Here is a 23,174-nt window from a genome sequence, read left to right as displayed (position 1 = left end):
ACACCGCCCGGCCGCTGAAACCCCACCGCCCCGCACCGGGGCTGGCCTACCCGCCCATCTGCTGCAGAAGTGCCTTTTGTCCCTTTTGCAGCGGTACATCCCAGGGACAAATGGGACTTCTGCCGTCCTACCTTGCGGCAGAAGTCCCATTTGTCCCCCCAGAGTGGGCTGGGAAATCGGACAAATGGGACTTCTGCAGAAGAGGGCTGGCGCGGTCGACGCTGGCGCGGTCGAGGGCTGGCGCGGTCGACGCTGGCGCGGTCGACGCCGGCGTCGGGCGCTCGAGGGACGGCTGGGCGGGGAGGCGGGTCAGCCCGGGGGTCAGGCGACGGCGCTGGTGAACCTGGTCTCGTCGTCGAAGGGACCGATGACGCTCAGCGAGGGCGTTCGGTCCAGCACCTCGGCGGCGACCGCACGTACGTCGTCCAGGGTCACAGCGTCGATGCGGCCGAGCGCCTCGTCGACGCTGAGGTGCTCGCCGTACACGAGCTCGCTCTTGCCGATGCGGACCATCCGGGAGCCGGTGTCCTCCAGCCCGAGGACGTACTGGCCCTTCAGTTGGCCCTGCCCGCGGGCCATCTCCTCGGCCGTGACGCCGTGGGCGGCGACTTCGTCGAGCTGGGCGCGGCACAGCTCGATGACCTGGTCCACCTTGCCGGGCTGGCAACCTGCGTAGACCCCGAAGAGGCCCGCCCCCGAGTACTGCGTGTTGTAGGAGTACACCGAGTACGCCAGCCCGCGCTTCTCCCGCACCTCCTGGAACAGCCGGCTGGACATCCCGCCGCCGAGCGCCGCGTTCAGCACCGACAGGGCGTAGCGCCGCTCGTCGAGGCGGCTCACGCCGGTGCCGCCCAGGACGAGGTTGGCCTGCTCGGTACGCCGGGGCGTGAGGTGGACGGCCGAGCCGCGCCGGGTGGCGGCCGTGTCGGGGCGCGGGACGGATGGCCGTACGTCGACGTCGGCGCGCTCGAGCACACCGGCGAAGGCCCGCCGGACCAGCCGCAGGAGGGCACCGTGGTCGACGTTGCCGGCAGCGGCCACCACCATGCGCTCCGGGGTGTAGTTGCGCCGCCAGTACCCGTGGACGGTCGCGCGGGAGAGCGCCCCGATCGACTCGACCGTCCCGATGACCGGCCGGCCGAGCGGGGTGTCGCCGAGGACCTGCTCGGCGAAGACGTCGTGCACGGCATCGGAGGGGTCGTCGTCGCGCATGGCGATCTCCTCGAGGATCACCCCGCGCTCCGCCTCGACGTCCTCGCCGCGGATGAGCGCCGAGGTCACGACGTCGGAGACGACGTCGACGGCGAGCGGCAGGTCAGCGTCGAGCACCCGCGCGTAGAAGCAGGTGTACTCCTTGGCGGTGAACGCGTTCAGCTCACCGCCGACGGCGTCCAGCGCCGCGGAGATGTCCAGGGCGGAGCGGCGGTGCGTGCCCTTGAAGAGCAGGTGCTCGAGGTAGTGAGAGCAACCCATCTGGCGGACGGACTCGTCGCGGCTGCCGACGCCGACCCAGACGCCGTACGCCGCCGAGCGGACCCCCGGGACGTGCTCGGACAGGACCCGCAGCCCGCCGGGCAGCACCGTGCGGCGCACGACGCCCCCGTCGGGCTCCCTCAGCAGAGTGCGGGTCGTGCCGGGCTTCTGCTCGGCGGCGAGAAGGGTCGCCACGGGCGGGTCAGGCCTCGACCGGCGCGGCGGGCGCGGACTCCTTGGGCTCCTCCTCGACGACCGGCACCAGGGACAGCTTGCCGCGCGGATCGATCTCGGCGATCTCCACCTGGACCTTGTCGCCGACCTTGACGACGTCCTCGACGTTCTCGACGCGCTTGCCGCCGGCGATCTTGCGCAGCTGCGAGATGTGCAGCAGGCCGTCCTTGCCGGGCAGCAGCGAGACGAACGCCCCGAAGGTCGTGGTCTTGACCACGGTCCCGAGGTAGCGCTCCCCGACCTCGGGCATCTGCGGGTTGGCGATCGCGTTGATGGCGGCCCGCGCCGCCTCCGCGGAGGGGCCGTCGACCGCCCCGACGTAGATCGTGCCGTCGTCCTCGATGGTGATGTCGGCGCCGGTGTCGTCCTGGATCTGGTTGATCATCTTTCCCTTGGGCCCGATGACCGCGCCGATCTGGTCGACCGGGATCTTCATCGTGATGATCCGCGGGGCGTACGGCGACATCTCGTCGGGGCCGTCGATCGCCTCGGCCATCACCTCGAGGATGGTCAGCCGCGCCTCGCGAGCCTGCTGCAGCGCCTGGCCGAGCACCGACGCGGGAATGCCGTCGAGCTTGGTGTCCAGCTGGAGGGCGGTCACGAAGTCCTTGGTGCCTGCGACCTTGAAGTCCATGTCACCGAAGGCGTCCTCGGCACCGAGGATGTCGGTGATGGCGACGTAGCGGGTCTCGCCGTCGACGGTGTCCGAGATGAGTCCCATCGCGATGCCCGCGACCGGGGCCTTGAGCGGCACGCCGGCATTGAGCAGCGACATCGTGGAGGCGCACACCGAGCCCATCGAGGTCGAGCCGTTCGAGCCGATCGCCTCGGACACCTGGCGGATCGCGTACGGGAACTCCTCGCGCGTCGGCAGCACCGGCACGAGGGCACGCTCGGCGAGGGCGCCGTGCCCGATCTCGCGCCGCTTCGGCGACCCGACCCGGCCGGTCTCACCGGTCGAGTACGGCGGGAAGTTGTAGTTGTGCATGTAGCGCTTGCGGGTCTCCGGCGCGAGGGTGTCGAGCTGCTGCTCCATGCGCAGCATGTTCAGCGTCGTGACCCCGAGGATCTGGGTCTCGCCGCGCTCGAAGAGCGCCGAGCCGTGCACCCGCGGGAGGACGTCGACCTCCGCGGACAGCGTGCGGATGTCGGTGATGCCACGGCCGTCGATGCGGATCCGGTCGCGCAGCACGCGCTGGCGGACCAGCTTCTTGGTGACCGAGCGGTACGCCGCCCCGATCTCCTTCTCACGACCCTCGAACTTCGGCGCCACCGCGTCCACGGCCAGCGCCTTGACCCGGTCGAGCTCGGCCTCGCGCTCCTGCTTGTCGGCGATGGTCAGCGCGGCCGACAGCGGCTCGCCGACCGCGGCCTCGACCGCCTCGTAGACGTCGTCGCCGTAGTCGAGGAAGCGCGGGAACTCCCCCACCGGCTTCTGGGCCTGCGCCGCGAGCCGGCCCTGGGCCTCGCAGAGGACTCGGATGAACGGCTTCGCCGCCTCCAGGCCCTGCGCCACGACCTCTTCGGTCGGAGCCCCGGCGCCGCCGGCGACCAGCTCGATGGTGCGGTCCGTCGCCTCGGCCTCGACCATCATGATCGCGACGTCGTCGCCGACGACGCGGCCGGCCACGACCATGTCGAAGACGGCCCGCTCCAGCTCGCTGTGCCGCGGGAAGGCCACCCACTGGCCCTCGATGAGGGCGACGCGCACCCCGCCGATCGGGCCGCTGAAGGGCAGGCCGGCGATCTGGGTGGAGGCGGACGCGGCGTTGATGGCGACGACGTCGTAGAGGTCGTCGGGGTGCAGGGTGAGCACCGTCTCGACGATCTGGATCTCGTTGCGCAGGCCCTTGGCGAAGGACGGGCGGAGCGGGCGGTCGATCAACCGGCAGGTGAGGATCGCGTCCTCGGACGGCCGGCCCTCACGACGGAAGAAGGAGCCGGGGATGCGCCCCGCGGCGTACATCCGCTCCTCGACGTCGACGGTGAGCGGGAAGAAGTCGAACTGCTCCTTCGGGGTCTTCGACGCGGTGGTCGCGGACAGCACGGTGGTCTCGCCGTCGAGCTGGACGAGGACCGCGCCGGCGGCCTGCCGGGCGAGCCGACCCGTCTCGAAGGACAGGGTGCGGGACCCGAAGCGTCCGTTGTCGATGACGGCTTCTGCGGTTGATGGGCCAGCAGTTGACGTGGTTGAGGTCGATGAGGTGGAGATGGTCTCGGGACCCGACACGGGTGCCCCTTTCGCACGTGGGGCGCGCGGCACGGACCGTCTCGCTGTCGGTCTTCGATCGAGGCACTCGGAGCGGGGCTCCGGGGGCCACTACCGAGGACCGACGGGGTGGGGGACCTGCGCGCCGCCCCGGTTGGGTGGGTTGTGGTTCGACGCGCTACCGACGCAGACCGAGGCGCTCGATCAGCGCGCGGTAGCGGTTGATGTCCTTGTTCTGGAGGTACTGCAGCAGCCGGCGACGGCGCCCGACGAGCAGGAGCAGCCCGCGCCGGCTGTGGTGGTCGTGCTTGTGCGTCTTGAGATGCTCGGTGAGCTGGGCGATGCGCTTGGTCAGGACGGCGACCTGGACCTCGGGGCTGCCGGTGTCGTTCTCGACCGTCGCGTACTCGGTCATGATCTGCTTCTTCGCGGCGGTGTCGATCGACACGGCACTCCTTCGGGGGTCTCGCTGCGCGGCGCCTCGGGGCTTGTCCACCCGGGCTCTCTCGAGTCCGCGGCCGTTCCACGGCTGCCCCCGAGGGTACCAGCGCCGCGGCGCGGACCCTAACCGGCGGTGATCGCGCGGGCCCGGTCCACGTCCTCGCGCATCTGGGCCACCAAGGGCTCGACGGCGTCGAAGCGGACCATGTCGCGCAGCCTGGGGCCGAAGTCCACGGCGACCGCCTCGCCGTAGAGGTCGAGGCCCACCTCGTCGATGCAGTACGCCTCCACCCGGCGCTCGGCCCCCGAGAAGGTCGGGTTGGTCCCGACGCTGATCGCGGCGGGCAGCGAGTCGCCGGAGGCCCGTACGAGCCAGCCGGCATAGACGCCGTCCGCCGGGATCGACGTGGGGCCGGTGACGAGGAGGTTGGCGGTCGGGTAGCCGAGCTCTCGACCGCGGTGGTCGCCGTGCACGACCACGCCCTCGACGCGGTGGGGGCGGCCCAGGACCCGCGCGGCCTCGTCGGTGTCGCCCTCGGCGACGCACTGGCGGACGTAGGTCGAGGACCAGCGCACCTCCCCCGCCCCGACCAGCTCGACACCGTCGACCTCGAAGCCGAGCTCGCGCCCGAGGTCGGCGAGGGTCTCGACGGTGCCCACGGCGCGGTGGCCGAAACGGAAGTTGGCCCCGACGACCACCGCCACCATGCGCAGCCGGTCGACGAGGACGATCTGGACGAACTCGGCCGGCGTCAGGCGCGACAGCTGCACCGAGAAGTGCAGGACGAGGACGGCGTCGGCCCCGGCCTCGCCGAGCAGGCGGGCCCGGTGCTCCAGCGTGGTGAGCATGGCGGGGTGGGTCCCCGGTCGGACCACCTCGGAGGGGTGCGGATCGAAGGTGACGACGACCAGCGGTGCGCCGAGGGCGTCCGCGCGCTCCCGGGCCCGGGCGAGGATCGCCCGGTGACCCAGGTGCACGCCGTCGTAGACGCCGATGGTGACCACGGAGCGCTCGAGCGACGCGGGCAGCTCGTCCAGGCCCCGCCACAGTGCCGTGGTCACGAGGTCATCCTGCCGGGTGCGGGGAGACCAGGACCGAGCCCGGCCCGACGTCGAGGCGGCTGCGCCGGGTCAGGGGCAATCCGGCGAGCAGGACGAGGGCCATGGCGAGGAAGGCCGCCGACGGGTGGGAGAGCAGGCCCTGGACGAGCAGCGCGACGAGGATCCCGCCGAGGTTGCCCGACATCCACAGCAGGGCCGCGGCCGTGGCGCCCGAGGATCCGGCCCGGCGCTCGACGATCTCCAGCAGCAACGGCAGGGCCGTGATGAGCGCGCCCCCGATGACGAGCAGGGCGATGGCGGCCACGCCGATCCGCGGCAGGACGGCGAGCAGGCCGCACCCGACCGCGGCGGTCGCCACCACGACCCGTAGGAAGCCGGGCGTGGCGTCGCGCCGGACGACGATGGGGGGCAGCACCGCCGATCCGACGATCCCGGCGACGACCATCTCCAGCAGGAGCAGCCCCGAGGTCGATGCGCTGACCCCGGCCGGCTCGAGCAGCGCCTGCAGCCAGGTGGTCACCGCGACGAAGACCCCGAAGCCGAGCAGGGCCAGGCCGGTGACGGCCCGGATGACCGGGTCGGCCCACACCGTGCGGACGCGGGCCAGGCCGCCGGCGCCGAGCGCGGGGGCGTACGCCGGCGCGTGCCGCAGCACGATCGTCAGGACGGCGGCCGAGACCACGGCGTAGGTCGCGCCCAGCTGAAGCAGCCGCGGGATGTCGCCGGCCTGGTCCAGCGCCGCGCCCATGACGAGCGCGAGCACCATGCCGGCGAACACGCTCGCGGAACCGGCGGCGATCCCGGTGGGCCGGCGGGCGGGCCGCACGTAGCCGCTGGCCACCTTGGTCAGCGCGTTGAGCACCAGGGGCTGCGCAACCGCGATGAGCAGCTGGCCGGCGAGCGCGGCGCCGTACCCGCCGCCGAGCCGCAGGGCCGCTCCCCCGGCCGTGAGCCACGCGCCCACGAGCAGGCCGGGCCGGAACCAGCGGTCCAGGACGGCGCCCGCGGGCAGGGCGAGGACGACGTACAGGAGAGGGAAGATCTCGGCGAGCCAGCCGATGGCGGACTCGGACACGCCGTAGTGCGCCGCGGCCACGGTGGTCACCGGCGCGAAGGTCAGCCACAGCATCTGGTTGGCCGAGGACACCAGGGCGTAGCCGGCGACCACCACCCAGCGGTCGGCGGGTGCCCCCGCTGGCTCGCTCACCCCTTGCCCAGCACGCGGTCGAGGTAGGCGTTGCCCAGCAGGCCCGAGGGGTCGAGCCGCTTGCGCAGCGCCTGGAACTCCTCGAACCGGGGGTAGCGGTCGACGAGGGCCTCCGCGTCGAGGGTGTGCAGCTTGCCCCAGTGCGGGCGCCCCCCGACCTGCCCGGCGATGCGTTCGAGGATGCCGAAGTACTCCGCCGGGTCGGTGCCGGCGGGCAGGTGCACGGCGACGTACCCGCTGTCGCGGCCGCTCGCCGTGGACAGCGTGATGTCGTCGGCCGCCGAGACGCGGACCTCGACGGGGAAGGCGATGCGCAGCTCGGAGCGCTCGACGGCGTCCACCAGCTCGCGCACGACGCCGAGCAGGTCGGCCCGCGCGACGGCGTACTCCATCTCGAGGAAGCGCACTCGACGCGGCGAGGTGAACACCTTGTGCGAGACGTCGGTGAACGTCCGTGCGCCGAGCGCGCGCGAGGCGACCCTGGCCGAGGGGCGGACCACCCCGGGGAAGCGCCGGCCGAGGGCGACCAGGCCGCCGAAGACAGTGTTCGACAGGAACTCGTCGTCCCACCACTCGCGCCAGGCCGGCAGCGGCGCCAGCCCCGCCTCGAGCGGCAGCCGGGTGTTCCGCTTGAGCAGGGTCATCCGGGAGTGCGGGAACCAGTAGAACTCGACGTGGTCGTGGGCGGCGACGAGCTCGTCGAAGCGCGCCAGGGTCTCTTCCAGCGGCATCGGGCCCTCCTCCGCGCGGATCGCGAACAGGGGAACGACCGCGAGGGTGAGCGTGGACACGACGCCGAGCGCCCCCAGGCCGACCCGCGCCGCGGCGAAGACGTCGGGGTTCTCTTCCGCCGAGCAGCGCAGCAGCGACCCGTCGGGCAGCACCAGCTCCAGCGCGCGCAGCTGGGTGGCGAGTCCGCCGTACGCCGCTCCCGTGCCGTGCGTCCCCGTCGACAGCGCGCCCGAGATGGTCTGCTGCTCGATGTCCCCGAGGTTGGCCATCGCCAGGCCGGCTGCCTCGAGCAGGCGGTTGAGGCGGTGCAGGGGCATCCCCGCCTGCACCGTGACCAGCCCGTTCGCGGCGTCGACGCTGACGGCATCCGACCATCGGTCGAGGACCAGCTGCACCGAGCCGGGATCGGGGCAGGCGATGCCGGTGAAGGAGTGGCCGCTGCCCACCGGACGTACCCGGCGCCCCTCGCCGGACGCGCGCAGCAGGACCGCCGCGATCTCCTCGGGGCCACGCGGATGCGCGGTCACGATGCCGGTGACGCTCTGGTTCCCGGCCCAGTTGGCCCACTGCTCGCTCACCGTGCTCCGTCCTCCTCGGGCCCTCCGGCCCGCTTCGTCCTCCGCGGGCACGCTCGTCGGTCCTGACACGTCGGTCCGTCCACGGCGGCGGACACGAGGTGGTGGAGACTGGCCCGGCACCCGTCCCGCCGCGAGGAGTAGCCGGAAGTGTCCATCACCGACCGCACGCGCCGCAGCGCAGTCTCCCCCTGGGACCGGCTGGAGGCCGCGACCGCCGCGCTGGACCCGCCCTTCGCCGTGGTGGACCTGGTGGCCTTCGACGCCAACGCGGCCGACCTGACCCGCCGGGCCGACCACACGCCGATCCGGGTCGCGAGCAAGTCGGTGCGCTGTCGGGAGCTGCTCCGCCGGGTGCTGGCCCGACCCGGGTACGCCGGCGTGCTCGCCTACACCCTGCGGGAGGCGCTCTGGCTCTCCCGCGGTGAGTCGCCGGTCAGCGGCGACGTGGTCGTGGGCTACCCCAGCGTGGACCGGGCCGCGCTCGCCGAGCTGGCCGCCTCCCCGGCCGCGGCCGAGTCGGTGACGCTGATGGTCGACTCGGTGGACCACCTCGACCTCATCGACTCCGTCGTCGCGGCGTCGCGGCGACCCGAGATCAGGGTGTGCATCGACCTGGACGCCTCGCTGCGGCTGCTCGGTGGCCGCGTCCACCTGGGCGTACGCCGCTCCCCGGTGCACACGCCCGAGCAAGCGGCGACCCTCGCCCGCTGCGTCCTCGCTCGCCCGGGATTCCGGCTGGAGGGCCTCATGGCCTACGAGGCCCAGGTCGCCGGCGTCGGCGACGCCCCGCCGGGCCGGCCGGTGCGCGGGCTCGCCGTACGAGGGATGCAGGCGCTGTCGGTGCGCCAGGTCGCGACCCGACGGGCGGCCGTCGTGACGGCGGTGTCCGAGGTGGCTCCCCTGCGTTTCGTCAACGGCGGCGGGACCGGCTCGCTCGAACGGACCGCGCGCGAGCCGTGGGTGACCGAGCTCGCCGCCGGCTCGGGGCTGTTCGCGCCCACCCTGTTCGACGCGTACCGGTCCTTCGCCCCCACCCCGGCAGCCGGGTACGCCCTGCCGGTCGTCCGTCGCCCGGCGCCCGGCGTGGTGACCGTCGCCGGGGGCGGTTGGCCGGCCTCCGGCCCGCCGGGGCCTGACCGCGTGCCGACGCCGGTGCACCCGGCCGGGCTTCGGTTGCTGCCGGCCGAGTCCGCCGGCGAGGTGCAGACGCCGCTGCGCGGCGCAGCGGCGGACCGGCTCCGGGTCGGCGACCGCGTCTGGTTCCGCCACGCCAAGGCCGGCGAGCTCTGCGAACGCGTGGACGTCCTGCACCTGGTGGACGAGGCGGGGCAGGTCGAGACCGTCCCGACGTACCGCGGCGAGGCGCGCACCTTCGGCTGACTCGCTCCCTGGTGACGACGGCCGTTACTGCCTACCATCGGGCCATGCACCGACGCGGGGGTCGGGTCGGGCGGCGTCTCGTCGCCCTGCTGATCGCCGCGCTGGCCACCGCCGCCGTCCCGTCGGTCGCCGCGGTCGGCTCGTCCCCCATCATCGTGCCCGCCCAGCCGCTGCCGGGCTCGACGACGGGACCGGCCGTGCTCGTCTACGAGGACCACGTCCCGGCCGCCCAGGGGCCTCAGGAGGTCATCGCCGACGTCCAGGTGCACGCCGAGGGCAAGCCTCCGGACGACATGTTCTCGGTCATCATCGCGTGCGCGAAGCAGACGTTCGTGGAGACCACCAACACCGTGGGGCACAAGGAGAGCCGGCTGCGTCCGCACTTCTTCATGGACGACGTGCGGCATTGCACGGTCCGCGTCCAGTCGGGTCACGGCAGGTCGAAGCACGACTACCTCGTCGTCGACGAGGTGACCTTCACCCGCAAGACGTTCGCGTCGTACGCGATCGGCTTCGATCCGGTCGGCACGGGTCGCCTGCTCGAGCCCGGCCGAACGCTGGACACGACGGCGGCGAGCCTACGGACCACGGCACCCGTCATTGCCGTGGTCGCGGACACCAAGGTGACCGCGTGCACGGAACAGACGGGGTCACGCGAGCGAGACGGGCCCAACATCTGCCCGCCGGGCGAGCACCCCAAGGCCGTCGCGCACGTCAGGTTCACCCTCTACGCGGAGCAGGTCAACGCCGACGGTACGGGCTACTGCGAGATCGCCCCGCTGAGCATCAGGACCGAGGCCATCGACCACAAGCTGCATCACGTCGTCGAGTACCAGTCGTCGCTGTTCACGCTCAGCCAGGCTCCCGGCTGCGGCACGCGCGTGCGCGGCAAGGTCGCTGTCCGCAACGTCGGCCACCTCGACGTCGTGCTGCACGCCGGCGGCACCGTGGTCCTGCTCCACAGCGCGGAGCACCGCTGACGCGCGACGCTAGGCGGGAGTGAGGACGACGAGCGGGGCGAGGGCGGTGGGGTCGTCCGGGGGCATCGGCGCCATCAGGGCGAGGGCGGTGCCGTCAGGGCCGTAGACGGCGGTGGGGCCGGTCTCACCCGCCAACGGCACCCGCCCGCCGTGGGTGACCGCTCGGGCCAGCTCCGCGCCCACGTCTCGACGCGGGAAGGACCGACCCAGCGCCACCTCGAGGGGGATCGACACGAAGTCCCGCTCGAGCTGGTCCAGCGTCCGCGCGTCGTCGAGACCGAACTCGCCGACCCTGGTACGCCGCAACGCGGTGAGGTGCCCACCCACCCTCAGCGCCGTGCCGAGGTCACGGGCGAGGGCGCGCACATAGGTGCCGGTCGAGCACTCGACGTGCACGTCCACGTCGAGGACGCCGTCACCAGGGCGCAGCGCGAGCACGTCGAACGCGGTGACGGTGACCGGTCGGGCGCTGAGCTCGACGGACTCCCCAGCGCGCACGCGGGCGTACGCGCGGACCCCGTCCACCTTGATGGCGGACACCGCGGACGGCACCTGAAGGAGGGCGCCGGTCAGGTCGGCTGCTCCCGCACGTACCGCCTCCTCGGTGATGCCGGAGGCATCCGCCGCGGAGACCACCTCGCCCTCGGCGTCGTCCGTCGTCGTCGCGACGCCGAGTCGAAGGGTCGCGTCGTAGGCTTTGTCGCGCAGCGCCAGGTGGCCGAGCAGCTTGGTCGCGCGCTCCAGCCCCAGCACCAGGACACCGGTCGCCATCGGGTCCAGGGTGCCGGCATGACCGACCCGCCGTGTCCCGGCCAGCCGGCGGACCCGGGCCACGACGTCGTGGGAGGTCCAGCCGGACGGCTTGTCGACGACGACCAGCCCGCTCCGGGCGCCTTCCGTAGCCATGAACGCGGCGTTGTTCCACGAGGTGTGTAACTACGCCGCGTTCATGCCAACGAGGAGGAGTCGGCGTCGGCGTCCTCGTGGGCAGCGCGGTAGGGGTCGGCGTCGCCGGCGTACGTCGCCTGCGCGGCGACCTCGTGCACCTGGGCGTCCGCCGCGCGGGCGACGTGGAGCAGGTCCTCGATGTGCGCGGCGTTCTCGGGCACGGCGTCAGCGACGAACACCAGGCTCGGCGTGTGCCGGACCCCCGTCTGACGGCCCACCTCCGAGCGCAGCACGCCTTTGGCCGACTCGAGGGCCGTCGCCGTCGCGGCGCGCTCCTCCTCGGAGCCGTACACGGTGTAGAAGACCGTGGCCTCGCGCAGGTCGCCGGTGATGCGGGCATCGGTGATCGTGACGAACCCGAGCCGCGGGTCCTTGACCCGCTTCTCGAGCGTCTCGGCCACGATGACCCGGATCCGGTCCGCCAGCTTGCGGGCGCGTGCGTCGTTGGTCACGGCGCTGTCCTCCTCCGTCTGCTCGTCGTCCTGCTCGTCGTCCTGCTCGTCGTCCTGCTAGTCGTCACTGTCGGCGTGGTAGGTGCGCCGCGCCGACAGCAGGTCGATCTCCGGGCGGGCGGCGACCAGCCGCTCGCACGCGTCCAGCACCTCCACGCAGTGGGCCCGGTCGGCCGCCACGACGGCGACACCCACGAGCGCCCTGCGGTGCAGATCCAGGTGCCCGGCCTCGGCGGCTGAGACGTCGAAGCGCCGTCTCAGCTCGGCGACGATCGGGCGTACGACGCTGCGCTTGCCCTTCAGCGAGTGGATGTCGCCGAGCAGGACGTCCAGCGCGAGCGTCCCGACGTACACCTCCTACCTCCTGATCAGGGTCACGTGCGGTCCGTGGCGATCGATCACCTTCGACGGAGTTCTGCATCCGCCGCCGCCTTCGGCGGCGAGCTCCCTACGAACTCCTTACGAAGGCGATCGATCGCCACGGTCTTGGCTGCCTGTCCACGACTCCCAGTCTCTTGGGGCGCCGGCACGGAGTTGGCTGTCAGGCGCGGGGCTTCTCGCGCAGCTCGTAGGTCTCGACCACGTCATCGACCTTGATGTCGTTGAACGAGCCGAGCCCGATACCGCACTCGTAGCCCTCGCGGACCTCGGTGACGTCGTCCTTGAACCGGCGCAGCGACTCGATGGCCAGGCTCTCCGCCACGACGGCGCCGTCGCGGACCAACCGGGCCTTGCTGTTGCGCGTGATCGTGCCGCTTCGCACCAGGCAGCCGGCGATGTTGCCGAACTTGCTGGAGCGGAAGACCTCGCGGACCTCGGCGGTCCCGAGCTGGACCTCCTCGAACTCCGGCTTGAGCATGCCCTTGAGGGCGGCCTCGACGTCCTCGATCGCCTGGTAGATGACCGAGTAGTAGCGCACGTCGATGCCCTCGCGGTCGGCCAGCTCCCTCGCCTTGCCCTCGGGGCGGACGTTGAAGCCGATGATCACCGCATCGGATGCCACCGCGAGGTTGACGTTGTTCTCGGTGATGGCGCCGACCCCGCGGTCGATGATGCGCAGCGAGACGTCCTCGCCCACGTCGAGCTGCAGCAACGCGTCCTCCAGGGCCTCGACCGAACCGGAGACGTCGCCCTTGAGGATGAGGTTGAGCTGCTGCTGCTTGCCCTGCTCGAGGGACTTGAAGATGTCCTCGAGGGTACGGCGCCCGCGCTGCTGCGCGAGCTGGGCGTTGCGCTCGCGCGAGGCCCGGCGCTCGGCGACCTGACGCGCGACCCGGTCCTCGGGAACGACGAGGAAGTTGTCGCCGGCACCGGGGACGGAGGTCAGGCCGAGCACCTGCACCGGCCGCGACGGCCCGGCCGCCTCGACGGTGTTGCCATTCTCGTCGAGCAGGGCACGCACGCGGCCGAACGCCTCGCCCGCGACGATCGAGTCGCCCGGGTGCAGCGTGCCGCGCTGCACCAGCACCGTCGCGACCGGGCCGCGGCCACGGTCGAGGTGCGCCTCGATCGCGACGCCCTGGGCGTCCTGGTCGGGGTTGGCCCGCAGGTCGAGCGCGGCGTCGGCGGTGAGCAGGATGGCCTCGAGCAACGCGTCGATGTTCGTGCCGTTGCGGGCCGAGACGTCGACGAACATCGTGTCGCCGCCGTACTCCTCGGCCACCAGGCCGTACTCGGTGAGCTGGCCACGGACCTTGGCCGGGTCCGCGCCCTCCTTGTCGATCTTGTTGACCGCGACGACGATCGGGACGTCGGCCGCCTGGGCGTGGTTGAGCGCCTCGATGGTCTGCGGCTTCACGCCATCGTCGGCGGCGACCACGAGGACCGCGATGTCGGTCACCTGGGCACCGCGGGCACGCATGGCGGTGAACGCCTCGTGTCCCGGGGTGTCGATGAAGGTGATCTTGCGCTCCTCGCCCTCGTGCTCGGCCGCGACCTGGTAGGCACCGATGTGCTGAGTGATGCCGCCCGCCTCGCCGCGCACCACGTCGGTGTTGCGGATCGCGTCGAGCAGCTTGGTCTTGCCGTGGTCGACGTGGCCCATGACCGTCACGACAGGCGGGCGCGGGCGCAGGTCGGACTCCTCGCCCTCGTCCTCGCCGAACTCCAGGTCGAAGGACTCGAGCAGCTCGCGGTCCTCGTCCTCGGGCGAGACGACCTGGACCTCGAAGTTGAGCTCGGCGCCGAGCAGCTGCAGCGTCTCGTCGTTGACCGACTGGGTGGCGGTCACCATCTCGCCGAGGTTGAACAGGATCTGCACGAGCGACGCGGGGTTGGCGTTGATCTTCTCCGCGAAGTCGGTCAGGGAGGCGCCGCGGGGGAGCCGGACGACCTCGCCGTTGCCGCGAGGTGCGATCACGCCGCCGATCGACGGCGCCTGCATGTTGTCGAACTCCTGGCGCCGCTGCTTCTTGCTCTTGCGTCCCCGGGTCGGCCGCCCACCTGGACGCCCGAAGGCCCCGGCGGTGCCCCCGCCGCGACCACGTCCCCCGGCACCCGGACGACCGCCGAAACCGCCACCCGCCGGGGCGCCGCCGCCACCGCCGGGACGGCCGGCGTAGCCACCGCCAGCGCCACCACCGCCACCGCTCGGGCGGCCCCCGAAGCCGGGCCTCGGCGCGCCGGTACGTCCGGCGCCGCCGGGCCCGCCGCGACCGGGGGCACCGGGTCGTGCGGGAACCCCGCCCACGGTGGGCCGCCCCGGCATCATCCCGGGATTGGGGCGAGCCCCTGGACGCGGGGGCATCCCCGCCGCCGGAGGCCGGGGACCGGCGACACCGGCACCGGCCGGCCGCGGCGCACCCGGGACGGCGGGGGCGCCGGGAGCCGGCGGACGCGGCGCCGGGGTACGGCCCATCCCGGTTGCCTGCGAGCTGAACGGGTTGTTCCCGGGGCGCGGGCCGACGTGGCGCCCCGGTGCGGGGGCGCCGGCGGCCGGCGCCGCCGGGCGGGGCGCCGCCTCGCCGCCGTCAGCGGCGGGCGCCGGGGCAGCCGGGGCGGCAGGGGCCGCCGTCTCGGCGTCCACGACGGAGACCGACGTGGCGGCAGGGCGCGGCTGTGGCGCGACCGGCTCGGTGGGGCTGGGCTTGGGGGCAGGCTTCGCCTTGGGCGCCGCGGCAGCGGGCGTCGCGCCATTGCCCTGCTGCGCCGGATAGGCCTCGCGCAGCTTGCGGACGACGGGCGCCTCCACCGTCGAGGAGGCGGAGCGGACGAACTCCCCCATCTCCTGGAGCTTGGTCACGAGGACCTTGCTCTCGACACCGAGCTCCTTGGCGAGCTCGTAGACCCGGACCTTGGCCACTGTTCTCCTTCACCTGGTCCGGGCTCGTGCGCGGACCGTCGTTACCTGGGCGTGCTCATCGGTTCATCGAGCGCTCATCGACGTCGGACCTGCTTTCCGGCGCTTGGGGGGTGCTGCTCTTGGGAATGCTGCTCCTGGGAGTGCTCGCCTCGAGGAGGCTCCGCAGCCCGGCTGGGTCGAGCGGCCCCGGGACGCGTAGTGCCCTCGGGAACGCCCGCCGTCGGACGGCGGCGTCGAGGCACCCGAGGTCGGGGTGCACGTACGCCCCTCGCCCGGGCTGCCGCGCCCGTGGGTCCGCCAAGAGCACGCCCCCGACGGCCACGACACGCAGCAGGTCGGCCTTGTCCGCGGACACCCGGCACCCGACACAGAGGCGTCGAGGGCGCGAACGACCCGTGGCCGGACCGACCTGTTCCAAGTCTAGCGCCTCCGTCAGCGCTCCGAGCCCACCGTTTCGGCCGGGTCGGACGGCGCCGCTGCCTCGGGCGTCGCCTCGCCGGCCCCGACCGGGGCATCGGAGCGGATGTCGATGCGCCAGCCGGTCAACCGGGCGGCGAGCCGCGCGTTCTGGCCCTCCCGGCCGATGGCCAGCGAGAGCTGGTAGTCCGGGACGATCACGCGGGCGGAGCGGGCGACGGGGTCGACGATCTCGACCGAGCTGACCCGCGCGGGCTGCAGGGCCTCGCGGACGAAGTCCGCCGGGTCGTCCGAGTAGTCGACGATGTCGATCTTCTCGCCGTGCAGCTCGTTCATCACCGCCCGGGCCCGCGCCCCCATCGGGCCGATGCACGCGCCCTTGGCGTTGACCTGGGGACGGGTCGAGCGGACCGCGACCTTGCTGCGGTGGCCGGCCTCGCGCGCGATGGCCACGATCTCCACGGTCCCGTCGGCGACCTCGGGCACCTCCAGGGCGAACAGCTTGCGGACCAGGTTGGGGTGGGTCCGCGACAGCGTGACCGACGCCCCTCGAAGACCCTTGCGCACGGCCAGCACGTAGCAGCGGATCCGCTCGCCGTGGACGTACTTCTCGCCGGGGACCTGCTCCTGGGAGGGCAGGATCGCCTCGATCTTGCCGAGGTCGACCAGGACGTCGCGCGGGTTGGGGCCCTGCTGGATCGTCCCCGCGACGATGTCGCCCTCCTTGCCGAGGTACTCGCCGTACGTCCGCTCGTCCTCGGCGTCGCGCAGCCGCTGCAGGATCACGTTCTTGGCGGTCGTCGCCGCGATCCGCCCGAAGCCCTCAGGGGTGTCGTCGTGCTCGCCGAGCACTTCGCCCTCGTCGTCGACGTCGCGCGCCCACACGGTCACGTGCCCCGTGGTCCGGTCCAGCTCGACCCGAGCCCGGGGAGCAGCGCCCTCGGTGTGGTGGTAGGCGACCAGCAGGGCCTGCTCGATCGCCTCCACGAGCAGGTCGAAGGACACCTCCTTCTCGCGCACCAGCGCGCGCAGGGCCGCCATGTCGACGTCCATCGCTACCCCTCCCCGTTCGCGTCAGCGCCGTCGTCGGCCGCCCCCAGGCGCGAGAACTCGACCTGGACGACGGCCCGCGCGACCTCCGGGTACGCCAGCCGGCGCGCCTGACGGTCGACGAGGAGGTCGACGCCGTCGTCGTCGGCCCCGACGACCCGCCCCTCGAGCGCACCACCGGCGACCAGGCGCACCTCGACGAGACGACCCACGGCCCGCCGCCAGTGCCGGGGCTCGGTCAGCGGCCGGTCGGTTCCCGGCGAGCTGACCTCGAGGACGTAGGGCTGCCCGCCCATGGCGTCGGTGTCGTCGAGCGCCTGTGACAGCCGCTGTGACACCTCCGCGACGGTGTCCAGGGAGACCCCCTCGTCGGCGTCGACGACCACACGAAGCAGCCGCCGACGGCCGGCGGCGCTCACCTGAAGGCTCTCCAGGTCCAGACCGGCGGCCGCCACGACGGGGCCGACCACGCCTCGCACCCGGTCGTCGGCGGCGCTCACGGCGGCTCCCTTGTGCACTTGTCTGGCCCTGCTCTGCCGCGACTTCGCGGTGCAGCAAGGGTAACGCCGCCACCACCCTGGGCGGACCTCCCGGCGGCCCGGATCGGCGCCCCGAACACCGGTCACGACCGCAAGGGATGGCAGCATGTCCCGGCGTGCCGGCACCCCTCACCCGCCGCGCCGTCCTTGCGGGCCTGCTCGCCGGTGGCGCGGCAGCCGCCTGCACCGCCGGCTCGTCGCCCGAGCCCGAGCCGACCCCGACGCTGACGCCCGACCAGGCTCGCCGAGTCGCGGCGGTGGCGCGCGAGCGGGAGCTGGGTGAGCTTGCCTCGGCGGCGGTGGCCGCCTTCCCCGGCTTCCTCGCCGCGCGGCGGACCGTACGCTTCTCCGCCGAGCACGCCACCGCGTTGTCGGAGACCCTGCCGCCCTCGCCGAGCGCACAACCCTCGGGCAGCGCCGCCTCCGCGGCGCCGCGGCTCCCCTCCTCGAGCGCAACGGGCTCGGGAGGCCCGGGCGCAAGCCGGGTCGCGACGGCGCGCTCGCTCGCCACCGCGCTGCTCGACACCTCCGACGCCCACCGGGCGGCAGCGGCCCAGGCCTCGCCCGACCTCGCCCGCCTGCTCGTCTCGGTCGCCGCCTCGGACGCCGCGCTGGCCGCCGCCCTGGTGGCCCGGTGACCCTGCTCCAGGCGCTCCAGGAGGTGCTCGCGGGTGAGCACGCCGCCGTCTACGCCTACGGCCTGGTCGGCGCCCAGCTGGGCGGGACGCGCGAGGAGCCCGCGGCGCGGCAGGCGTACGCGCTCCACCAGAACCGCCGCGACCGAGTCGCGGAGCTGGTGGTGGCGGCGGGCGGGACGCCGGTCGGCCCGTTGGCCGGCTACGACGTCGGCGGCCCGGTGACCACGCCCGCCGAGGCGCGCGCGCTGGCGGCGACCGTCGAGGCCCGGCTGGCCGGTCCCTACGCCGACCTCGTCACCGTCGCGACGGGCGAGGTCCGCGCGGCGGCGTCGGGCTGGCTGGTCGACGCCGCGGTCCGCTCGGTGCGCTGGGGAGGGACGCCGGTGGCCTTCCCGGGTCTCGCCGAGCGCCGCTGAGCAGGCCCGGCTCAGCCGGCGAGCCAGCCGTCGACCAGCGGGACCAGGTCGGACAGCCGTTGGATCACCGCATCGGGCTCACCCTGCACGTGCCCGCGCTGCCATGCCGGGATCGCGCTGTGCGGGACGAGGACGGCGCGCATGCCGGCCCGCTTGGCGCCGTGGATGTCGTCGTAGGGCCGGTCGCCGACGAACACGCAGGCCGCGGGGTCGGTGACCCCGACCGCCGCCATGGCCGCCGTGAACGCGTCCGCGTGCGGCTTGGTCCACGGCAGCTCGCTGGAGTACACCGCGCCGTCGATGAGGGCGAGCAGCCCGTCCCTGGCGAAGACCTCCTCGTGGAAGGCCCGCGTCCACAGCGTGTTCGAGAGCACGCCGACCGCGAGGCCGCGGTCGCGCATGGCCGTCATGACGTCGGCGGCGTCCGGGTCTGCGTAGGTGTGCGGCTCCCAGCCCGCGTGGTAGGCGGCCAGCGCACGCGTGTGACGCTCCCCCGAGGGCTCGACGCCGGCGGAGCGGAAGACGTGGTCGAGGGTGCTCGCGCGGGACTCCTGTCGGGCTCGCGCCCACGAGGCGTCCTCCGCCGCGACCAGGCGCGCGGCCAGGGCATCGGCGTCGTCAGGGGCGTAGACGCGCGCGTAGGGGCGCCACTGCTCGTACGGGTCGATGGCATGCCAGGGCGTCAACGTGCCGCCCCAGTCGAAGATCACCGCGCGGGGCCGGGTCGACGGCGGGGTGTCGCTCACCCCGAGGCCGCCCCGGCGAGCTGCAGGAACCGGGCGGCGGCGTCGGCGACCGGTACGTCGACCCGCTCCCCCGTACGCCGGTCCCGCAGCTCGACCACCCCCTCGGCCAGGCCCTTGCCGACGACGAGGACCCACGGGACGCCGATCAACTCGGCGTCGGCGAACTTCACCCCCGGCGAGACCTGCCGCCGGTCGTCGTAGAGCACGTCGACGCCCCGGCCGGCCAACTCGTCGACGAGGGCGTCCGCCGCCGCGAACACCGCATCGTCCTTGCCGGTGGCCACCACGTGGACGTCCGCCGGCGCGACCGCGGCCGGCCAGCACAGGCCGAGGTCGTCGTGGGTGGACTCGGCGATGGCGGCCACCGCGCGGGAGACCCCGATGCCGTAGGACCCCATGGTGACCACGACCTGCCGCCCGTCCCGGTCGAGGACCTTGAGGTCGAGGGCCTCGGCGAACTTGCGGCCGAGCTGGAAGATGTGGCCCATCTCGATGCCGCGCGCCATCTCGAGCACACCGTCGCCGTTCGGGCAGGGGTCGCCGACGCGGACCTCGGCCGCCTCGATCGTCCCGTCCGCGGCGAAGTCGCGCCCGGCCACCAGGTCGAAGACGTGCCGGCCGGGCTGGTCGGCGCCGGTGATCCACCGGGTCCCGTCGACCACGCGGGGGTCCAGCAGGTAGCGGACGCCGGCCGGCTTGTCGGACCCGAGCGCACCCGGTCCGATGTAGCCACGCACCAGCCCCGGGTGCGCCGCGAAGTCGTCCTCGGTGAATGGCTCCACCACCGCGGGGTGGACCTGGGCGGCCAGCCGCTTGTCGTCGACCTCACGGTCGCCGGGGACGCCGACGGCGAGCACCTCGGTCCGTCCGGTCGGGTGCCTCAGCTTGACCACGACGTTCTTGAGCGTGTCTGCGGCGACCCAGGGGCGGTCGTCGCGGCGCAGGTCCGGCCGGGCATTGGCCAGCGCGACGAGGGACTCGATGGTCGGTGTGTCCGGGGTGTCCTCGACGTGGGCCGCCGGCAGGCCGGCGTAGCCGATCGCGGGCGGCACCGCGACGCGCACCGCCTCGGTGTTGGCGGCGTAGTCGCAGGCCGTGCAGCGCACGTACGTGTCCTCGCCGTGCTCCGCCGGGGTCAGGAACTCCTCGCTGCGTGAGCCGCCCATCGCCCCGGACATCGCCGACACGATGACGTAGTCCAGGCCCAGCCGGTCGAAGATCCTGATGTAGGCGTCGCGGTGCGCCTGGTAGCTCGCGTCGAGGCCGGCGTCGTCGACGTCGAAGGAGTAGGAGTCCTTCATCACGAACTCGCGGCCCCGCAGAAGCCCGGCCCGCGGCCGCGGCTCGTCGCGGAACTTGGTCTGGATCTGGTACAGCCAGACCGGCAGGTCCTTGTAGGAGGAGTAGAGGTCCTTGACGAGCAGCGTGAACATCTCCTCGTGGGTCGGCCCCAGGAGGTGGTCGGCCCCCCTGCGGTCCTGCAGCCGGAAGATGTCGTCGCCGTACTCCGTCCACCGGTTGCTGCGCTCGTATGGCTCGCGCGGCAGCAGCGCGGGGAAGTGCACCTCCTGGGCGCCCATGGCGTCCATCTCCTCGCGGACGATCCGCTCGATCTTGGAGTAGACGCGCCAGCCCAGCGGCAGCCAGGTGTAGCCGCCGGGGGCCGCGCGGCGGATGTAGCCCGCGCGCACGAGCAGGCGGTGGCTGGGGACCTCGGCGTCCGCCGGGTCCTCGCGCAAGGTGCGCACGAACAGCGTGGACAGACGCAGGACCACGTCGAGTCCCCTCGGCTGGGTCGGGAGGCGGGCGAGGCGCGCTCACGCGCGCCTGGCGAGGATATCCGCGCCGGCGCCGACGTTTCAGCGAGGTTTCCCTGGGCCCCGTCGCCGAGCGGGGCGGCTCGCTCGCGCCGTGCCGCCTCCGGGGTCGAACAGGTGGGGGTGAGACAGCAGCGGGTCAGAACAAGACGGAGGTGAAGGTCGAGAGCTCGACGAAGCCGACCCGCTCGTAGGCCCGGCGGGCCGCCAGGTTGAAGTCGTTGACGTAGAGGGTGACGGCGGGCGCGTGGTCTCGGCGGGCAGCGGCCACGACCGCCGCGGTCCCCGGCACCGACAGGCCCCGGCCGCGCTGCTCGGGGGCGACCCACACCCCCTGGATCTGGCAGGCCTGGCGCGAGACCGCCCCGACCTCGGCCTTGAAGACGACGCGCCCGTCCTCGATGCGGGCATAGGCGCGGCCGGCGTCGATCAGCTCGGCGACGCGGGAGCGGTACGCCCGGGAGTCCCCCACCACGGGCGAGACGCCGACCTCCTCGGTGAACATCGCGACCGAGGCCGGATAGAGCAGGTCGAGCTCCTCGGGACGTACCCGCCGCACGAGCGGGTCCGGCTCCACCAGCGGGTCGGCGTCGATGGCCATGTACGGCTGCCGGGCGCGGATCGCCCTCGCCGGCCCCCACGTCGGCTCGAGCAGGCGCCACAGCGGCTCGACCATCTCGGTCGGACCCACGATCGAGGAGCAGCGCCTGCCCTGGCGGCGGGCGCGGTCCGCGAAGGCCTCGATCGCCTCCGTCCCGGCGTCGACCGGCACCAGGTTGGCGCCGGAGTAGCACAGCGCGTCCAGCCGGCCGTCGACCGTCCAGCCCCACAGCTCGCCGCCGAGGCCGGACCCGGGCCGGAAGCGGGAGGCGACGAAGACGTTGACGAGGGGGTCGCGCGCGAGCAGCTCCTCGGCCGCGGCCCGGTCATGCTGATCGAGCACGCGAAGGGCGGCCGTCCCGATCACACGGGGAGGGTAGCCGCCGCGGGGGACCGGCCGCCCCAGATCCGAGGGCCCCGGCCGAGGCTCACCCGGCGCGGAACACCAGGGTGGTGGTGCCGACGCCGATGCGGTCGCCGTCCTCCAGGCGGTGCTCGCGGACCTCCCGGTCCCCGACCCTGGTGCCGTTGGTCGAGGCGAGGTCGACGAGGACGTAGCCGCCCGGGACCGGACGTACCTCGGCGTGCCGGCGGGACGCCTCCGGATCGGCGAGGACCACCTGGCAGTCGGGATGCCGGCCGATCAGCCAGGTGCGGGCGGCCAGCTCCAGCTCGACCCCGTTGGGCAGCACGAGGACCGCGCCGCGCAGACCCCGGTCGTCGCGCTGGAGGGTGACGCCGGGATCGGCCGCCGGGGCGGGCAGGTCCAGCGACGGATCCTGGCGCAGCACCGCCGCCTCCAGGGAGCGCAGGTCGGGGCCGGGGTCGATCCCCAGCTCCTCGACCAGCCGGCGTGCGGTCCGGCGGTACGTCACCAGCGCATCCGCCTGCCGCCCGGCCCGGTACAGCGCCACCACGAGCTGCCCGGCGAGGCGCTCGTCCAGCGGCTCGGCCGCGCAGGCCGCCTCCAGCTCGGGGAGCAGCTGACGGTGCCGGCCCAGGGCCAGCTCGAGGTCGAAGCACTCGGACATCAGGTGCGTGCGCCGCCGCTCGATCGGGACGGTGAGCGCGGCCACGCGCGGCATCACGACGAGGTCGGCCAGGGTGGGGCCGCGCCACAGCGACAGGGCCAGCCGGTACAGGTGCGCTGCGGCCGCCCCGTCGCCGGCGTCGCGGCGCTCGCGGGCCTGCGCGGTCAGCTCCTCCAGCTGCAGCAGGTCGAGGGTGGCCGCGTCGGCCTCGACGGCGTAGCCGGGCCGACGTCCGAGGAGGACCCCGTCGTCGGAGTCCACGCAGTCCGAGCCGCGCAGCGCCCGCCGCAGGTTGTACACGTACACCTGCAGGGTGGCGGACCAGCGCTCGGGGAGCTCCTCTCCCCAGATGCACTCCGCGATGCGCTCCGCGGCGACGACCCTGCCCGGCTCGAGCAGCAGGACCGCGAGGGCGGTGCGCTGCTTGGGGCCGCCGATGGGGACCAGCGCCCCGTCGAGGTGGACCTCGAGCGGGCCGAGGACCCCGAAGCGGGCACGTGCGGCGCTCATGGGTCAGGCCTTGGCACAGGTCAGGACGAGCGCCTTGCCGGGGCGGCGCAGGCCGGCACCCAGCGACTGCCCGGCCACGTAGTAGGCGACGCCCTGGCCGCCGGCCAGGCGGTGCGCCGTGGTGCGCAGACCGGACGAACGCATGCCGAGCACCGCGGGCGAGCAGCCGCGACCGCTCAGTGTCACGAGCCGGACCCGTAGCAGGTGCCAGGCCGACAGGCCGCCAGGGCCGCGTGCACGGACCTGCCAGCGGTACCAGCCCTGGGTGTCCGGCACGAGCGGAGCCGACAGACGAAGGTCGAGACCGCCGAAGCCGTGGACGACCACCGCCGGGGCCGCGGCCGCGCTGGTCCCGTGCATGAGCGTGCGGCGCACGTCGTAGGACACCGCGCTGCCCCCGGTCGTCGGCGCCC

At 73.6% G+C, this 23,174-nt stretch carries 22 protein-coding genes; 4 read left to right on the top strand and 18 right to left on the bottom strand.

The window, feature by feature from the left end; genetic code table 11:
• Window positions 1-321: 321 nt before the first annotated feature.
• From VMI11_13690 to VMI11_13665, 6 genes are all read right to left on the bottom strand, one after another.
• Window positions 322-1,668 (bottom strand): pitrilysin family protein, encoded by a 1,347-nt coding sequence (locus VMI11_13690; GenBank protein ID HTY73456.1) that lies wholly within the window; start codon window positions 1,666-1,668, stop codon window positions 322-324.
• 7 nt (window positions 1,669-1,675) lie between these two features.
• A complete protein-coding gene (locus tag VMI11_13685; GenBank protein ID HTY73455.1) occupies window positions 1,676-3,919 on the bottom strand; it encodes a polyribonucleotide nucleotidyltransferase in 2,244 nt (747 codons plus the stop codon).
• Between the two features lie 175 nt (window positions 3,920-4,094).
• On the bottom strand, window positions 4,095-4,364 hold the full coding sequence (rpsO, locus tag VMI11_13680; protein ID HTY73454.1) for a 30S ribosomal protein S15: 270 nt from the start codon (window positions 4,362-4,364) through the stop codon (window positions 4,095-4,097).
• A gap of 116 nt (window positions 4,365-4,480) precedes the next feature.
• Window positions 4,481-5,419, bottom strand: coding sequence for a bifunctional riboflavin kinase/FAD synthetase (locus VMI11_13675; protein HTY73453.1), 939 nt, complete (start codon window positions 5,417-5,419; stop codon window positions 4,481-4,483).
• Window positions 5,420-5,423: 4 nt separating this feature from the next.
• The gene (locus tag VMI11_13670) at window positions 5,424-6,626 is read right to left on the bottom strand and encodes an MFS transporter (GenBank protein HTY73452.1); all 1,203 of its coding nucleotides are present in this window, start codon (window positions 6,624-6,626) and stop codon (window positions 5,424-5,426) included.
• Complete coding sequence (locus VMI11_13665; protein HTY73451.1) at window positions 6,623-7,936, bottom strand: D-arabinono-1,4-lactone oxidase; 1,314 nt, start codon at window positions 7,934-7,936, stop codon at window positions 6,623-6,625. Before VMI11_13665 ends, VMI11_13670 begins: the two co-directional genes overlap by 4 nt.
• Before the next feature lie 153 nt (window positions 7,937-8,089).
• On the opposite strand from VMI11_13665, the gene VMI11_13660 reads away from it, so the two are divergent.
• Together VMI11_13660 and VMI11_13655 are read left to right on the top strand one after the other, a co-directional pair.
• Complete coding sequence (locus VMI11_13660; protein HTY73450.1) at window positions 8,090-9,316, top strand: amino acid deaminase/aldolase; 1,227 nt, start codon at window positions 8,090-8,092, stop codon at window positions 9,314-9,316.
• Window positions 9,317-9,360: 44 nt separating this feature from the next.
• Complete coding sequence (locus VMI11_13655; GenBank protein ID HTY73449.1) at window positions 9,361-10,296, top strand: hypothetical protein; 936 nt, start codon at window positions 9,361-9,363, stop codon at window positions 10,294-10,296.
• A gap of 9 nt (window positions 10,297-10,305) precedes the next feature.
• Here the strand turns inward: VMI11_13655 and truB are convergent, their stop codons facing one another.
• The 7 genes from truB to rimP all read right to left on the bottom strand — a co-directional run bounded on the left by truB (window position 10,306) and on the right by rimP (window position 16,964).
• Window positions 10,306-11,202, bottom strand: coding sequence for a tRNA pseudouridine(55) synthase TruB (gene truB / locus VMI11_13650; GenBank protein ID HTY73448.1), 897 nt, complete (start codon window positions 11,200-11,202; stop codon window positions 10,306-10,308).
• A 41-nt stretch (window positions 11,203-11,243) separates the two neighbouring features.
• A complete protein-coding gene (rbfA, locus tag VMI11_13645) occupies window positions 11,244-11,696 on the bottom strand; it encodes a 30S ribosome-binding factor RbfA (GenBank protein HTY73447.1) in 453 nt (150 codons plus the stop codon).
• Between the two features lie 57 nt (window positions 11,697-11,753).
• Complete coding sequence (locus VMI11_13640) at window positions 11,754-12,050, bottom strand: DUF503 domain-containing protein (protein ID HTY73446.1); 297 nt, start codon at window positions 12,048-12,050, stop codon at window positions 11,754-11,756.
• Between the two features lie 187 nt (window positions 12,051-12,237).
• On the bottom strand, window positions 12,238-14,997 hold the full coding sequence (infB, locus tag VMI11_13635) for a translation initiation factor IF-2 (protein ID HTY73445.1): 2,760 nt from the start codon (window positions 14,995-14,997) through the stop codon (window positions 12,238-12,240).
• A gap of 55 nt (window positions 14,998-15,052) precedes the next feature.
• The gene (locus tag VMI11_13630; GenBank protein HTY73444.1) at window positions 15,053-15,415 is read right to left on the bottom strand and encodes a YlxR family protein; all 363 of its coding nucleotides are present in this window, start codon (window positions 15,413-15,415) and stop codon (window positions 15,053-15,055) included.
• Window positions 15,416-15,429: 14 nt separating this feature from the next.
• On the bottom strand, window positions 15,430-16,467 hold the full coding sequence (gene nusA / locus VMI11_13625) for a transcription termination factor NusA (protein ID HTY73443.1): 1,038 nt from the start codon (window positions 16,465-16,467) through the stop codon (window positions 15,430-15,432).
• A gap of 2 nt (window positions 16,468-16,469) precedes the next feature.
• Window positions 16,470-16,964: a ribosome maturation factor RimP gene (rimP, locus tag VMI11_13620; protein HTY73442.1), complete on the bottom strand. Its 495-nt coding sequence runs from the start codon at window positions 16,962-16,964 to the stop codon at window positions 16,470-16,472.
• A gap of 155 nt (window positions 16,965-17,119) precedes the next feature.
• Between rimP and VMI11_13615 the strand changes: the two genes are divergently transcribed.
• Together VMI11_13615 and VMI11_13610 are read left to right on the top strand one after the other, a co-directional pair.
• Window positions 17,120-17,641: a hypothetical protein gene (locus VMI11_13615; GenBank protein ID HTY73441.1), complete on the top strand. Its 522-nt coding sequence runs from the start codon at window positions 17,120-17,122 to the stop codon at window positions 17,639-17,641.
• Window positions 17,638-18,057: a ferritin-like domain-containing protein gene (locus VMI11_13610; GenBank protein ID HTY73440.1), complete on the top strand. Its 420-nt coding sequence runs from the start codon at window positions 17,638-17,640 to the stop codon at window positions 18,055-18,057. Before VMI11_13615 ends, VMI11_13610 begins: the two co-directional genes overlap by 4 nt.
• Window positions 18,058-18,068: 11 nt before the next feature.
• On the opposite strand, the gene VMI11_13605 is transcribed toward VMI11_13610, so the two are convergent.
• The 5 genes from VMI11_13605 to VMI11_13585 all read right to left on the bottom strand — a co-directional run.
• Entirely contained in the window at window positions 18,069-18,803 is a 735-nt protein-coding gene (locus VMI11_13605) for an HAD family hydrolase (GenBank protein ID HTY73439.1), read from the bottom strand.
• A complete protein-coding gene (locus tag VMI11_13600) occupies window positions 18,800-20,578 on the bottom strand; it encodes a proline--tRNA ligase (GenBank protein HTY73438.1) in 1,779 nt (592 codons plus the stop codon). The genes VMI11_13605 and VMI11_13600 overlap by 4 nt, the downstream gene beginning before the upstream one ends.
• 181 nt (window positions 20,579-20,759) lie before the next feature.
• Window positions 20,760-21,587, bottom strand: a complete 828-nt coding sequence (locus VMI11_13595; protein HTY73437.1) for a GNAT family N-acetyltransferase — start codon at window positions 21,585-21,587, stop codon at window positions 20,760-20,762.
• 61 nt (window positions 21,588-21,648) lie between these two features.
• The gene (locus tag VMI11_13590) at window positions 21,649-22,761 is read right to left on the bottom strand and encodes a BTAD domain-containing putative transcriptional regulator (protein ID HTY73436.1); all 1,113 of its coding nucleotides are present in this window, start codon (window positions 22,759-22,761) and stop codon (window positions 21,649-21,651) included.
• Between the two features lie 3 nt (window positions 22,762-22,764).
• On the bottom strand, window positions 22,765-23,174 hold a 410-nt coding region (locus tag VMI11_13585; GenBank protein ID HTY73435.1), incomplete at its 5' end, for a hypothetical protein.

The organism is Actinomycetes bacterium, assembly GCA_035506535.1.
Taxonomy (GTDB): domain Bacteria; phylum Actinomycetota; class Actinomycetes; order DATJPE01; family DATJPE01; genus DATJPE01.
This window is presented reverse-complemented; position numbering and strand designations above follow the sequence as displayed.